This is a genomic window from Acinetobacter lwoffii (genome assembly GCF_024129685.1).
Classification (GTDB): Bacteria; Pseudomonadota; Gammaproteobacteria; order Pseudomonadales; family Moraxellaceae; genus Acinetobacter; species Acinetobacter lwoffii_X.
Genome location: NZ_JAMXXL010000001.1, coordinates 48,322 through 62,762 on the forward strand (window position 1 = coordinate 48,322; position 14,441 = coordinate 62,762).

Below are 14,441 nucleotides of genomic sequence, written 5' to 3' on the forward strand. Positions count from 1 at the left end.
ACATAGATTGTGCTTTTTATTTTTTAAATCAGGCTTCTGCTCTTTTATTATCGAGTTTTTTCAAGCCTTCTGCTACAGCGACCATGGCAAAGCTTGAAGTTACCACCACGGCAGAGCCATAACCACCACAGCGCAAGCCGGCACTGGCGCAGACATCGGCACTGGAGAATGGATTATCGATGGAATAGACACAAGTAATGCCGAATTTTTCTTTGGGCTTTTTGCAGATGCCTTTGCTGCGTAACTGGGCACGTAATTTGGCCAGCATCGGATCCTGTTCGGTTTTAGATAAATCGGCGACCCGAATTTTCAGCGGGTCCAGTTTACCCCCTGCCCCGCCCGATACAATTAAAGGAATCTTGTTAAAGCGACAATGTAGCATCAGAGCAAATTTGGCTTTGACATCGTCAATACAGTCGAGGATTAAATCTGGATCACCTGCTAAAGTTTCTTTGATATTTTCAGGCGTCAGGTAATCATCAATCAGATTAATTTTAATGCGTGGATTAATTGCGCGGCAACGCTCGGCCATGACTTCAATTTTTTCATGACCCAAGGTGGTACTCATGGCAGGTAACTGACGGTTAATATTAGATGCGGCCACCACATCCATATCGACCAAGGTCAGCTCGCCCACACCACTACGTGCCAGTGCTTCTACCGCCCATGAACCTACGCCCCCGATACCAATCACCATCACATGACTTTTTTCATAATGGTTAAAGCTGTCTTCTCCATAAATTTTGGCAACACCAGCAAAACGGCGGTCATATTCATCATCTTGAAGCAGGTCGGTCATAGGTCATCTATAGCAATAAAAATACCAGATCATTTTAACAAAATCCGCTTTTCTTTACCGCCACTAAATTTTTGATCGATTTAAATGACATTCAGACCGGATGAGAGCGACAACCCACTCGAGATTGATTAAAATATCAACAAATTAATTCTATGTCATTTGGCCAAAAGGAGTGAAATGTCATGCTATTTAACACCCTTTTGGGTTTGAACATACTTTGTATCGGGCTTTATTTTTATGTTCTGATCAGCCAAAAAAACAAAATTTATTATCTCAGTATTCTCATTCGTTTAATGACTTTAGGATTATTTGGCTTGGTTATTTTCGATCGTTATGAAACACAGAATCATCTGATCATGTTATTGCTCTTGTGGGTAGGCTTTGAAAGCATGGAGCAGTTTTACGCTAGAAAAAAATCCAGTTCAGTAAAATAAAAAAGAGGCTTGCGCCTCTTTTCAATTCATCGGAATTTAGTCTTTATTCATGATAAAGAAATATTGACGATAATATTTCAGTTCTGCAATCGAATCGCGAATATCATCCATCGCCAGATGCGAGGCATTTTTCTTGAGACCGCTCATGATTTCCGGGCGCCAGCGTTTGGCTAGTTCTTTCACTGAAGAGACATCCAGATTACGGTAATGGAAATACTGTTCCAGTTCAGGCATCAAACGGTGCAGGAAGCGACGATCCTGACAGATCGAGTTACCACACATCGGTGAAGATTTTGGATTGACCCATTTTTTCAGGAATTCAAGGGTTTGCTGCTCGGCATCCTGAGCGGTCAGTTTACTGCGACGCACACGCTCAATCAGACCGGACTGACCATGCTGGCGAGTGTTCCACTCATCCATGGCATTTAACAGACGTGCAGGCTGATGTACCGCAAGCACAGGACCTTCAGCCAAAATATTCAAATTGTCATCGGTTACAATTGTTGCAATTTCAATAATTTGATCATTGTCTGTGTCTAGACCTGTCATTTCAAGGTCAATCCAAATCAGGCGGGTATCAGCGGTACTGCTCATAAATGTGCAATCTTATTGGGTTTAAAAACAACTATAGTAGCAAATTAATTACATCTTGGGTGTCATTCGGGGGCTGCTTCATGCTATTTTTGCCATCTGATTTACCCGGTTTTTTTAGGATATGAATGGCCTTAATACGTAAGCGTCGTCTGACAGAGCAACAACAGCGCCGCATTCAGAAACAACAGAAAACACGTCAAGAAGATCTCGATACCTCCAGTGATCTTGAAGGTTTAGTGGTGCAACATTATGGCCGCCAACTTGAAGTGCAAGCTTTGTCTCGCCCTGACATTCACCCTGAAAAACCTGTGGTCGCCGATGGTGAGCCTGAACCTTTCTGGAAAGAGATTGAACTGGACAGCGTCTGGCGCTGTCATACTCGAACCAATCTGGATTTATTGGTCACGGGTGACCGGGTCAAATGGCAAGCCGATCCGAATACCGGTTTAGGAATTATCACCGCGATTCATCCCCGAAAATCCTTATTGACACGCCCCGACCGCTATCACAAGGTTAAACCGGTAGCGGCCAACATTTCACTGATTGTGATCGTGTTTGCACCATTGCCTGAGCCAGCGCCGGGCCTGATCGACCGTTATCTGGTGGCCTGTGCCGATGCCGATATTCCTGCATTGCTGGTGATGAATAAAGCCGATTTGTTAAAAGAAAACGATCCGATTCTGACTCTGCTGCAAGAATATCAAGATCTCGGTTATGAAGTGATGCAGACCCAATCCGATGGCGACCTGACTGCACTGTCTAATCGTCTGGAAAATGAAACGGTGGCTTTCGTCGGTCAATCTGGTGTGGGTAAAAGCACGCTGATTAATGCGATCGTGCCGGATGCCGCACAGAAAACCAATATTATTTCGGAAAACTCGGCACTCGGTCAACACACCACGACGTCAACGCGCTTGATCGGTTTTGGTGAAGGTGCGGCCCTGATTGACTCTCCGGGAATTCGTGAATTTGGCCTGTGGCATCTGACTTTAGATAAGGTACAAAGCGGCTTTCCTGAAATTGAAAATCTGCTCGGCCATTGTCAGTTCCGTAACTGTACCCATAAGCATGAAAAACAATGTGCTTTGCGTCAGGCTGCGGCCGAAGGTGAAATTTTGCCGCGCCGACTGGACAGCTATTTACGTTTAATCGACGAAATCACTGAAGCACAGCAAAAAAATTAATTTTCTTAACCCTTGGCCCTTGAAGCGGTGATTTTGATCACCATATTTATGAGCTATACTCTTGGCAATTTTAAAATTGTAATTAGGTGAATTGTGGAACGTTGGTTCGAGTTTATGGGGAATCACCCCTTCTTATTTGGAACACTCGCGGTATTAGTGGTTTTGTTCTTCATTATCGAAGGTCAACGTAACGGTCGCAAAATTTCTCCGCAATCGCTGGGAATTTTAGTCAAAGCAAAAAATGCCATGCTGGTTGATCTACGTGATGCCAAAGACTTCCGTGAAGGTCATATCAGCGGCAGCCGTAATATTCCATATAGCCAGATTACAAAACATGTTGAAGAGCTGAAAGCATCTGATCGCCCTTTGGTGTTCATTTGTAACCTTGGACAGGTGGCTGGTACTGCATTACAGCAGGTTGGTCATGCCGATGCCTACCGTCTTGATGGCGGCGTCAGCAACTGGAAAGCTCAAGGTTTACCTTTGGTGAAAAGCAAATAATCCACGAACAGGAGATTGATCATGGCTGAAGTTACTATTTACTCGACGACAGTGTGTCCTTATTGCGTGCGTGCAAAACAGCTACTGGAACGTAAGGGTGTGGCATATAAAGAGATTAACTTGTCTCAAGAAGCGCCTGAAGTACGTCTTGAATTGATGCAGCGTACCAATCACCGTACCGTGCCACAAATTTTTATTAATGATCAGTTCATCGGTGGTTTTGACCAACTTTATGCTTTAGAGCGTGAAGGCAAACTTGATGAATTGCTGGCTTAACCTTACTAAAATTATCACTTCATATTAAGGATCAAAAAATGAGTGAAGAACAACAAGCTCAACCACAATTGGCATTAGAGCGTATTTATACCAAAGATATTTCTTTTGAAGTTCCTGGGGCGCAAGTTTTTACCAAGCAATGGCAACCTGAGTTAAACATCAATCTTTCTTCTTCTGCAGAAAAAATTGATGAAACTCATTTTGAAGTAGCTTTGAAAGTCGTGGTTCAAGCGACCAACGAAGGTGATACCGCGTTTATCGTTGATGTCACTCAAGCTGGTATTTTCCTGGTGGATGGCGTTGAAGAAGAGCGTCTTCCATACATCCTAGGCGCATACTGCCCGAACATCCTGTTCCCGTTCCTACGTGAAGCAGTGAATGATATGGTGACTAAAGGTAGCTTCCCACAATTGCTATTGACTCCAATCAACTTCGATGCTGAATTTGAAGCCAATATGCAACGTGCGCAAGCCGCTGCTGTGGATGGTCAAGCTTAATCGCTATCCTTCAAATCTAAAAAAGACCACTTATGCGGTCTTTTTTATTGCCTTGAGTGGCCTCCCCCTTTATCAAAGGGGGAATGAGGGGGATTTTAATCATTTCCTCACTCAGAGAAAGAAGTCATTCCCCTCTCTCTAACTCTCTCCCTGAGGGAGAGAGGATTTATAGGACTTATTCCGCATCCGCCATCAAATCAGCGCTCATACCTACCGTATTGAAACCGGCATCGACATACAGGATTTCACCGGTAATTCCGTTAGCCCATGGCGAGCACAGGAATAATGCGGCATTACCGACATCTTCAATCGTCACATTACGTTTTAATGGAGCAACTTTCTCATTCAGGTCAAGCATTTTACGGAATGATTTAATACCTGAAGCTGCCAAGGTACGGATTGGACCCGCAGAGATCGCGTTCACACGAATACCTTCCTGACCCAAGCTAGACGCCAAATAACGTACGCCTGCTTCTAAAGAGGCTTTGGCCATACCCATCACGTTATAGTTTGGCATTACACGCTCAGAACCTTGATAGGTCAATGTCAGCAAACAGCCTTGACGGACTTGCAGCAAAGGTTTTGCCGCACGTGCCATTGCAATAAAGCTATAAGCACTGATGTCATGTGCAATATTAAAGCCTTCACGATCCGTGATCTCGGTGAAGTCACCATCTAGCGTATGTGCCGGTGCAAAACCGATAGAATGCACTACGCCGTCCAGACCATCCCAGTGTTTAGCCAGTTCGGCAAATGCATGGTCAATTTCAGCATCGACTGCCACATCACAAGGAAAAACCAGTTTCGAACCAAACTGTTCAGCAAAGTCATCTACCCGCTTTTTCAGCTTTTCATTTGGATAAGTAAAAGCCAATTCAGCACCTTCACGATGCAATGCTTGAGCAATACCAAAAGCAATCGATAATTTACTCGCAATGCCCGCGATCAAGAAGCGCTTACCCGCCAAAAGTCCTTGTGCCATGTGAATCTCACCTAAAAGAATGTATATGGCATGATGCCAAGTCTGAAGCATTTTAGAAATTGCATAATGCACCTTTTTTTCGATTTATGATGAACTGGGAATTTAAGACTGAGTTAAGAGTATTAACTTAAATGGTCAGATGCAGGGCCTGATGAGTATTTTGCCAGAGCTGTTCAGCCAGTTCCTCTTTGTGCATATGCAGGCTCTTTGCCAGTCCTTGCAGCACATAAGGTAAATTTGCAGGTGTATTTCGGGTACGTTGCTCGGTCGAGCTTTGACAACAGAGTGGCGTCATATCCGGACAGTCAGTTTCCAATACCAAATGTTCTGGTCCGACATACTGCACCACTTGATGAAGTTTTTTGGCATTTAGATTGGTGATTTGCCCGGTGATGCCCAGTTTGAATCCCAGCTTGATAAAAGCCTTGGCTTCCTCAATCCCACCACCAAAGGCATGCGCAATGCCGCCCTGTTTAAACTGCTGCTGTTTTAAAATCTGCAAAACCTCCGCATGCGATTTGCGGATATGCAGCAAAACCGGCTTATCAAATTGCTGTGCCAGTTCAAGCTGTGCAGCAAAAAAATCTTTTTGCTTCTGAAAAATTTCCGCCTGTTTGTGCTGTTTTAAAAAGGTATCCAGACCGATTTCGCCAATGGCAATGCATGGTTCAGTTTTGAGCAGCCGTTCCAAATCGTATAGATGTTCAGCCTGATGCTGTTCAATATAAAACGGATGCAAGCCGGGTGCCAAATGGCTTTGCGGGGCATTTTCCAGATCATTGATGAAGTGATGGGTCCTTAACAAATCTTGAAAACGGTTTTGCAAAAAACCAATTAAAACCAGATGATCGACACCTACCGCTTTGGCCGTATAGGCCAACTGTTCCCGATCAGGATCAAAATCGGGAACATCAAAATGGGTATGCGTATCAAACAGTTTTAAGGTCATTTGGCTTTTGCAGCAGATGCTGGCTGTGCCTCGGAGGCAGCTTTTTCAGTTTGAGGCAGATATTCGGGTTCCAGCACACCTTGTAACTGCTCATAAGGAATCATCAGACGTGGCAAGCCAACAACATATGGCCCAATTTCATATTCGGCATACTGCAATATCAAGCCGTCTTTGCCCAGATAGAAGTTATCGGTAAGCTTGAACTTCCAGGCCTGTTCATATTCGGCGACATCTTTGGCCAGCTTGGACTCTACTACCCAGGTTTTAAACGCATCATAAGCACGCGCTTCCAGTTGGGCTTTCTGTTTGACCGCAATAATGTCATCCAGCTTGATCAGCTTTTTCTGTTCCAGATCAAAATTATAATAAGTCTGTGCAGATGCCCCGTGTGCGCCTCCCAGATAATAACTGCTGTTCAAAACTACTGTCGCTAGAGGATCACCCGAATGCAGAATCTTGGGCTTAATCATCAGGCTAATACTATGACTGGCACTCAGGGCCTTGAGCTCTTTATCCAGATTCAAGAAAGTCTGCATATAAGGTTGAGTTTGCTGCTCAAGCTGCTGTTTTGGTGTCACCACTGTTGCTAAAGCAGCTTTGGGTTCAGAGGCGGCAACGTCTGCTTCGCTGGCAACGCTCACTTTTGCCGGTTCAATCGCATCAAGAGACAGGATATTTTTCAACTGTTGCAGAATCTGCTGGTCGATCCATTCATCAATAAAGCTCTGATTACTGTTCAGACGTTCGATCGAGATTTCCGGACAGCTTTTGTCTTCACATTCTGGAATCGCCAGCTTGAGCTTTTCGGTATCGCCGCTGAGTTTAAGTGCTTCAGCTTCGGCTTGTAGCACCTCGGAAGCACTTGATTCTTCCGGCTCATTACTCTTCGGCTGGCACGCACTCAGCAAGATCGCTGATGCCAGGATAGATAGACAAAAGATATTCTTGTATTTTGGCATTCATTCACCTTTTTGGAACCTGTAATCTCGCAGGATCATGAGCTTTAAAACATATGCTGATAGATATCAGCTTTCAAGACCTGTTGTGTTTGTTGTTTTGTTAAATAAATATCCAGTTGTTTGGCATCTTTGCTAATTTCATGGCTGCGAAAATGCAGACCAATGCCTTCCTGATCAAAGAACCAGTCAGCCTGTCCCCAATACAGTTTTTTCGGTGCTTTCTGCTGAACTTGCTGATCGTTTTCTTTGAGCCATGTCTCATAAGCTTGTTGAATAATCTGATCCATTAATAACTGTTGCTTAGGATCAATAATATCCAGTGGAGTCAGCATTTTCTGCTGGCGACGATCAGCCACAAAAAAATAATAGCGCTCATGCACGCTGACATTTTCCTGTTTGGTATCGACCCCAATCTGCATCAATACATATTGATTGCGCTGGTAGGGAATGCGGGTATATAGCGATAACTCATAAGCCTTGTTCAGATTGAGCTGCGCCTGCCAGGCATCCGATTTTTTTACATAGGCATTGATCGCCTGCTGTAAATTCATGTCCTGTTTCAACCCAATTTGATCCTGGATCACTTTGGCCTGCTGCTTTTCAATCCATTGGTTCATCCATGGATCAACCGTATGCAAGGTCTGAATATCCAGATTGATACAGTTTTTATTTTCACAAAATGGCAAGGCAATTTTAGCCGGCTGCTCTTGAATATTCAGATAAGGCAAAACATCTGCGGTCTGCTGAGCTGCGGTCATTTTCTCATTTTGCGGAGTATTAACAGGCTCTTTTTCGCTTTGATCACAGCCACTCAGGACAAGACTTAAACCAATCACAGAACCGAGGACGACTTCCTTGCTGAGCTTCATTCTCTTTGCTATATCTATCGAGTTATTAATTGCTTAAATGTAGCATAAAATAAAACAGCTTCCGGAGAAGCTGTTTGATATTTTTAAACTTTAGCTGCGGAACGTTAAAGTTTAGTGTTCACGCGTATTGTGGAACACGATGTCCGGATAACGTTCTTGCATCAGCTGCAAATTCACGCGGCTTGGTGCGAGATATGTCAAATGACCACCACCATCGACAGACAACTGGTCATGAGCTTTTTTCTTGAATTCGTTGAATTTCTTCTCATCATCGCAAGACACCCAACGTACTGTGTTGATGCTGACCGGTTCGTAAACACAATCAACTTTGTATTCTTCTTTCAGACGGTAAGCCACCACTTCAAATTGTAGCACACCTACAGCACCCACGATCAGATCGTTGTTATTCTGCGGCATGAATACCTGGGTTGCCCCTTCTTCTGAAAGCTCTTTCAGACCTTTTTGCAGCTGCTTGGATTTTAATGGATCCTTCAAGCGGACACGACGGAACATTTCAGGCGCAAAGTGTGGAATACCGGTGAACTGAAGTTTCTCACCCGAGGTAAATGTATCGCCAATCTGGATGGTGCCATGGTTATGCAGACCAATAATATCACCCGGCCAAGCTTCTTCCAGATGCTGACGATCACCGGCCAGGAAAGTTAAGGCATCGCTGATGCGCACATCTTTATCCAGACGCACATGCTTCATCTTCAGGCCTTTTTCATACTTGCCTGAACAGATCCGCATGAAAGCAATACGGTCACGGTGTTTCGGATCCATATTGGCCTGAATTTTAAAGACAAAACCGGTGAAGCCTTCTTCATCCGCTTCTACCACACGATCTTGGGTCGGATGGGCTTTAGGAGATGGCGCATATTGACTGAAGGCATCCAGAACATGGTCGACACCAAAGTTACCCAAGGCTGTACCGAATAGAACAGGCGTTTGACGACCGGCCAGGAATTCTTCACGATCTAAAGGCTCATTGGCCATTTGTACCAGTTCCAGCGATTCTTCAAATGCCGCCCAAGCCAGCTCACCGACTTTCTCACGAAGATCAGGATAGTCATAACCATCTCGCACTTCGATCTCAGTAATCACTGAACCGAAACCGGCTTTATACACGTAGAATTTTTCTTCGATTAAATTGAATACACCGGCAAAATCACGGCCAGTACCGAGCGGCCAGGTGATCGGAACACATTTAATTTTCAGAACGTTTTCGATTTCATCCAGCAGCTCAAGCGGTTCACGAATTTCACGGTCCATTTTGTTGACGAATGAAATGATCGGTGTATCGCGCATTCGACACACTTCCATCAGTTTAATGGTACGGTCTTCGACACCTTTTGCCCCGTCAATCACCATCAGCGCAGAGTCTACTGCGGTTAGGGTACGATAGGTATCTTCCGAGAAGTCTTCATGTCCCGGGGTGTCCAGAAGATTGATCATCTTGTCTTTAAAAGGGAATTGCATTACCGAGGTCGTAATCGAGATACCACGCTCTTTTTCCATTTCCATCCAGTCCGATGTTGCGGCCCGGTCAGATTTACGGCTTTTTACCATCCCGGCAACCTGAATGGCCTGACCCCATAACAGCAATTTTTCTGTCATGGTGGTTTTACCGGCATCGGGGTGGGAAATAATAGCGAACGTACGTCGCTGGGCGACTTGTGCCGCCAGTTCTTGCTTAAAGCTCATGAAATATACCTACTGCTCAATGCACAGCATTCGAGATCAAATTCGATCAATATGAAAAAAATTGGCGATATTGTAGCAGAGTTTCAGGGTGGAGTTCCGTGAGCCATATTGTCTATCCTGACGCTCAATCAATTAGAGCGCTATTAATGGAATTGTAAATTTTCTAAACGTTGTTCATCTACCGGCAAACCCAGTAAAAAACCTTGTAATTGTTCACAACCGAGCCGGGTTAAAATTTCTGCTTGCGCTTCTGTTTCAACACCTTCGGCGGTCACCACCAAGCCCAGTTTTATGGCCAGCTGAATAATGCTTTCCAGAATCATTTCTTCTTTGGAGCCGACTGCCAGATTTTTGATAAATTCCCGGTCAATTTTTAATTCATCTACGGCGAAATTCTTTAAATAGAGAAAACTGGAATGCCCTGTACCAAAATCATCAATGGCTAGACGGATGCCCATTTGTCTTAAGCGCTTAAAGCTGCGCATACTCACATCAATATGATGCATGGCAGTCGATTCAGTAATCTCGATCATTAAATGCTGAGGACTGATTTTATATTGTGCAAATAACTTTTCTAAAGTACTAAACAGATGCTTATGTTCAAATTGTACCGCAGACAAATTGACCGCGATAGGGAAAAATTCAGTATGTGTCCGTTGCCATTTTTGAATCTGCTGACAAGCCAGTTCCAATGCCCAATAGCCCATTTGAATAATCAGTCCGGTTTTTTCAGCTGCCTTGATAAACAGATTCGGGCCGAGCAGCCCAAACTGGGGATGGTTCCAGCGAATTAATGCCTCTACCCCACACAAGCTACGATCCTTGGTCCAAAACTTGGGCTGATAAAACAGCACAAACTGCTGTTCTTCCACGGCTTTATATAGATCATTAATCAGGGTACTCTGACTCTTGCTTTCATCCTGATCGGTAGAGTAATTAAAGACTGAATAGGTATTGCGTCCCTGATACTTGGAACTCAGCATCGCGGCATCAGCATTGACCAGCAGATCCTGTAAATTTTTGCCGTGCTCCGGATACATGGCAATACCAATACTGCCCGAGATATGAATACTCTTGCCTTCAATCAGGAAACTTTCCTGAATCAGTTCAAGAATCTGTTCTGACATTTTTGCAGCTTTGGCGACTGAAGTATTTTCCAGTACCAGCAGAAATTCATCCCCACCGATTCTGAGCAGCTTGGAATGATGGCCTAATAACAGATGAATCCGCGTGGTCAATTGAATCAGCAACTGATCGCCGACCAGATGGCCAAACACATCATTGACTGCCTTAAAACGATCCAGATCGATATATAAAAAAGCAATTTCATGCTGCTGTTCGGACTGACCTGAAAACAGCAGATTTGCATATTCAGCCAGATACAAACGGTTAGGTAATTTGGTCAGATTGTCCTGAATGGTTTGATTTTCAATTTGTTGATTGGCCCATGCAAGCTGACGGTTGCGTAATCCCACACGCAGTTCGGACACGATGATACAAATCAGCGTTACCAGCAGCAATCCACTCATCAGTATCATGGCCAGAAATAGCTGATCATGTGCCTGAACTAATTCCGGTGACTGTTGCATATGGGCGGCAGTAAAATTGAATGACATCATGCTAATAGAGTGCATGCCAAAGATGCTGAGTGCGATCACACCTAATACGAGAACTGACCGGAAAAATGACCAAGTACTTCTGGTACTTAACCAGAGGATAAACATAGAGGCAATGCATATCACCAGAACAGACAGGAGCAGCATCCCCAAATCCATCTCATATTTATTCAGCACAAAACTTGCTGTCAGCCCAATAAAATGGATCAACCATATGAATAGGCCCAATAGCATGGCGGTTAGCATTAAATTGAAGGTTTTAAAGTTTAGCTGTAAAGCGCCTGAAGCAAATTTTTTAATCCGTGCGATGAGATAGCAAGCAACCAATGCAGAAAGAATGGACCCGATGAACAGACCAATATCATGCTGAATATCAATCATAAAAAATGTTCCCCAGCGGTGATCATTTTTATTATGCTCTGCACTGATATTTCCATTTTCACCCGATCAAATTTGAACTCAGTAAAATCTCAAGACTGACTATCCATGCAAGCCAATTGGTCTGCAACAACATCAGTCTTAACTAAAATTTAGAATTTATATTTCTTTCTTTTGAAGTTGAGAATTGCCCCAAAAATAAAACTCAACAGAAAAATAAAATACAACTTATATATTAGAAGTGTTTCAAATTTAAGCAAATATTTAGCTTCATTTTTTTAGCTCATTTATTCGATCACCATCACAATTTTTTTCTTTTTATTTAGACAGATGGCACTTCATAGCAAAATTTTATTTGTTCTTTCGTGCAGATTTGCAAAATAAAAAAATAGCCTGTCGAAACAGGCTACTTTTATCAACGACCAATGAGGCTAAAACTTAGGGTTTTGCTTGTAATTTGGCATAGTCCAGTAACACATTTGCCGCTTCAATCACAAACGCTTCTTCTTCAGGCAGAGCCGGACGTTCTTTGGCCTTCATCTTGGCACGCGTTTCAATCAAGGCATCCAGTGAAGCCTGATAACTTTCCCAGTTTGGATAAGGTTTCAGACCTGTTGCAGCACGACGAGTGTTTTCTGCGTCCAGCGTTTTTTGCTCCATGGCAATCAACTCAGCTTTACGCTGTTGCAAGTCCAGTACCTGACGTTTCTCTTCTTCGGCTTTCTTCATCACGGCTTTACGCTGTTCTAAATACTTGAACTGAGAATCCAGTGTGACCCGTTGCTGAGAAAGTTTGGCCAATTCAGGGACGTATTTCTGTACAGCCCCTTCACGTTTAAATGGTGCCGTTGGAATGGTATCCCACTGCAAGGCATTTTTAGCCTTACGCTCACCAAACTCTTCGTTATAAATATCGACCAGTTTAATGTCTGGAACAACCCCTTTATTCTGGGTACTGCCACCGGTCACACGGTAGAATTTACGCTGCGTCAATGTCGCCTGACCATGCGCCAGACTATCCAGTTGCACCTGTGCTGTACCTTTACCGGTGGTGGTACTGCCAATCACAATCCCGCGTTCATAATCCTGAATCGCAGCAGAGTAAATTTCACTGGCCGATGCAGAGGCCAGATTCACCATCACTGCCAATGGACCAGCATAAGTTTGTGCACCGCCATCATCATCTTCAAAGACGCTGACATTGCCATTGCCATCACGGATCTGCACCACTGGACCAGACTTGATCACCTGCCCCAACATACGCGCCACTTCTTCCAGTGAACCACCTGGGTTATTCCGTAAATCGACAATAATCCCGGCAACATTCTTCGCTGCCAGCTCTTTCAAGGCTTTGTTGGTATCTTCAGACACCGAACGATAATCGGTACCGGCACGGCGTGCACGATAGTTCAGGTAGAACGATGGAATTTCGATCACACCATATTGATATTTCTTGCCATCGCGTTGAATGTCGACTACACGCGTACGTACACCGGCATCTTCTTCCTGAATCACATCGCGGGTAATGGTCACATTACGTGCCTGCCCCATGGCAGCACCCGCACCGAGTAAGCGTAAAGTCACTTTCGTGCCACGTTTACCACGAATCAGACCGACAATTTCATTACTTGGCCAGCCAATGACATCGACCATCTGCTCGCCGTCTTGTGCCACACCAATGATACGATCCCCTGATTTCACCTGACCAGATTTGCTGGCCGGACCACCTTCAACGATGGTTTCAATCTTGGTGTAATCTTCATTGCCACGTTCTGGACGAATCGATACGCCGACGCCTTCCAGCTGTAAAGTGGTCTGACGATTCAGCTCCATCGCATCCACAGGCGGGAAGTAATTACTGTGGGGATCATAAGTCAGCATCATCGCGTTCAGTGTCTTGTCGAGCACATCATCACTTTTGACGCGGCTGAGACGTTCCAGTTGACGGGTATAACGCTTGGTCAAGGTTTGCGCAGGCGTTAGATCTTCAGGACCAGTCAGGTCTTGTCCATTGGCCAATTCCGGATTGGCTTTCAGCGCTTTCTGCTTGGCCAATTCCTCTTCTTTACTGATGGTCAGATTGATCAGCTGAGACACCAGCATTTTTGACCAGTGCGCACGCTGTTCAGCCTCAGTTTTAAAGAATGGCGCTTTCTCACGATCCGTTTCGATATAAACATTTGGCTGATTCAGATTCTGCGGTTTTTTCAGCTCATTCAACATATAGGTGTAGAACTGGTGCAAGCGCTGTTGATATTGCGCATGCATTTCATAAGGACCAGACAAGTTGCCGGCTTTCAGATTGGCACCAAAATTGGCACCATAGCGTTTCTTATAGTTTTCAACTTCTGGGGCCAGAAACAGACTGTGTTCCGGATCAAGACTATCAATATAGAAATCAAAAATACGCTGGGAAGTCTGGGCATCCAGACGCATATTTAAATAGTGCTGACGGTCAACCAGGGTTGCCAGCTGACGTGACACCAGCGCCTGCTCTTGAGATGGCTGAATTGCTTTACTGACCACTTCATTACTATTGGCCGCAATCGCATCATTCACTACATGGGTAAAAAAGAATCCACCTGTCGCAATCGCAACTGCGCAAGCTATAGTTTGAAATTTCATAAATAATTCGTACTTCCTTGGCCTAGAGACCAATGTGACCGTGTTGCTTTTCGACCAGAATTTAACGTATTCAG

At 44.3% G+C, this 14,441-nt stretch carries 14 protein-coding genes; 5 read left to right on the forward strand and 9 right to left on the reverse strand.

The genetic code is table 11. The annotated features are described in order from the left end of the window. Positions 1 to 28: 28 nt before the first annotated feature. A complete protein-coding gene (locus NI464_RS00220) occupies positions 29 to 799 on the reverse strand; it encodes a tRNA threonylcarbamoyladenosine dehydratase (RefSeq protein WP_253137571.1) in 771 nt (256 codons plus the stop codon). 182 nt (positions 800 to 981) lie between these two features. On the opposite strand from NI464_RS00220, the gene NI464_RS00225 reads away from it, so the two are divergent. Continuing rightward, a complete protein-coding gene (locus tag NI464_RS00225; protein WP_253137572.1) occupies positions 982 to 1,233 on the forward strand; it encodes a hypothetical protein in 252 nt (83 codons plus the stop codon). A gap of 36 nt (positions 1,234 to 1,269) precedes the next feature. On the opposite strand, the gene orn is transcribed toward NI464_RS00225, so the two are convergent. Further along, entirely contained in the window at positions 1,270 to 1,827 is a 558-nt protein-coding gene (gene orn, locus NI464_RS00230) for an oligoribonuclease (RefSeq protein WP_044109923.1), read from the reverse strand. A gap of 125 nt (positions 1,828 to 1,952) precedes the next feature. On the opposite strand from orn, the gene rsgA reads away from it, so the two are divergent. The 4 genes from rsgA (at position 1,953) to secB (ending at position 4,285) form a co-directional block, all read left to right on the forward strand. Then, positions 1,953 to 3,011 (forward strand): ribosome small subunit-dependent GTPase A, encoded by a 1,059-nt coding sequence (rsgA, locus tag NI464_RS00235; RefSeq protein ID WP_004278384.1) that lies wholly within the window; start codon positions 1,953 to 1,955, stop codon positions 3,009 to 3,011. Positions 3,012 to 3,104: 93 nt separating this feature from the next. Then, on the forward strand, positions 3,105 to 3,512 hold the full coding sequence (locus NI464_RS00240) for a rhodanese-like domain-containing protein (protein ID WP_004647440.1): 408 nt from the start codon (positions 3,105 to 3,107) through the stop codon (positions 3,510 to 3,512). A gap of 21 nt (positions 3,513 to 3,533) precedes the next feature. After that, positions 3,534 to 3,788: a glutaredoxin 3 gene (grxC, locus tag NI464_RS00245; protein ID WP_004278388.1), complete on the forward strand. Its 255-nt coding sequence runs from the start codon at positions 3,534 to 3,536 to the stop codon at positions 3,786 to 3,788. Between the two features lie 38 nt (positions 3,789 to 3,826). Beyond that, entirely contained in the window at positions 3,827 to 4,285 is a 459-nt protein-coding gene (gene secB / locus NI464_RS00250) for a protein-export chaperone SecB (protein WP_004647439.1), read from the forward strand. 175 nt (positions 4,286 to 4,460) lie between these two features. Here secB and NI464_RS00255 read toward each other — a convergent pair whose 3' ends face one another. From NI464_RS00255 to NI464_RS00285, 7 genes are all read right to left on the reverse strand, one after another. Beyond that, the gene (locus NI464_RS00255) at positions 4,461 to 5,267 is read right to left on the reverse strand and encodes an enoyl-ACP reductase FabI (protein ID WP_004647438.1); all 807 of its coding nucleotides are present in this window, start codon (positions 5,265 to 5,267) and stop codon (positions 4,461 to 4,463) included. A gap of 127 nt (positions 5,268 to 5,394) precedes the next feature. After that, on the reverse strand, positions 5,395 to 6,216 hold the full coding sequence (locus NI464_RS00260; RefSeq protein WP_004647437.1) for a TatD family hydrolase: 822 nt from the start codon (positions 6,214 to 6,216) through the stop codon (positions 5,395 to 5,397). Further along, complete coding sequence (locus NI464_RS00265; RefSeq protein WP_253137573.1) at positions 6,213 to 7,175, reverse strand: RsiV family protein; 963 nt, start codon at positions 7,173 to 7,175, stop codon at positions 6,213 to 6,215. Before NI464_RS00265 ends, NI464_RS00260 begins: the two co-directional genes overlap by 4 nt. A gap of 44 nt (positions 7,176 to 7,219) precedes the next feature. Continuing rightward, on the reverse strand, positions 7,220 to 8,044 hold the full coding sequence (locus NI464_RS00270; RefSeq protein ID WP_004647434.1) for a hypothetical protein: 825 nt from the start codon (positions 8,042 to 8,044) through the stop codon (positions 7,220 to 7,222). A gap of 111 nt (positions 8,045 to 8,155) precedes the next feature. Then, positions 8,156 to 9,748, reverse strand: a complete 1,593-nt coding sequence (locus NI464_RS00275; RefSeq protein WP_004647433.1) for a peptide chain release factor 3 — start codon at positions 9,746 to 9,748, stop codon at positions 8,156 to 8,158. A 143-nt stretch (positions 9,749 to 9,891) separates the two neighbouring features. Beyond that, the gene (locus tag NI464_RS00280) at positions 9,892 to 11,745 is read right to left on the reverse strand and encodes a putative bifunctional diguanylate cyclase/phosphodiesterase (RefSeq protein ID WP_253137574.1); all 1,854 of its coding nucleotides are present in this window, start codon (positions 11,743 to 11,745) and stop codon (positions 9,892 to 9,894) included. Positions 11,746 to 12,180: 435 nt separating this feature from the next. Continuing rightward, positions 12,181 to 14,367 (reverse strand): carboxy terminal-processing peptidase, encoded by a 2,187-nt coding sequence (locus NI464_RS00285; RefSeq protein ID WP_005245962.1) that lies wholly within the window; start codon positions 14,365 to 14,367, stop codon positions 12,181 to 12,183. Between the last annotated feature and the right edge of the window lie 74 nt (positions 14,368 to 14,441).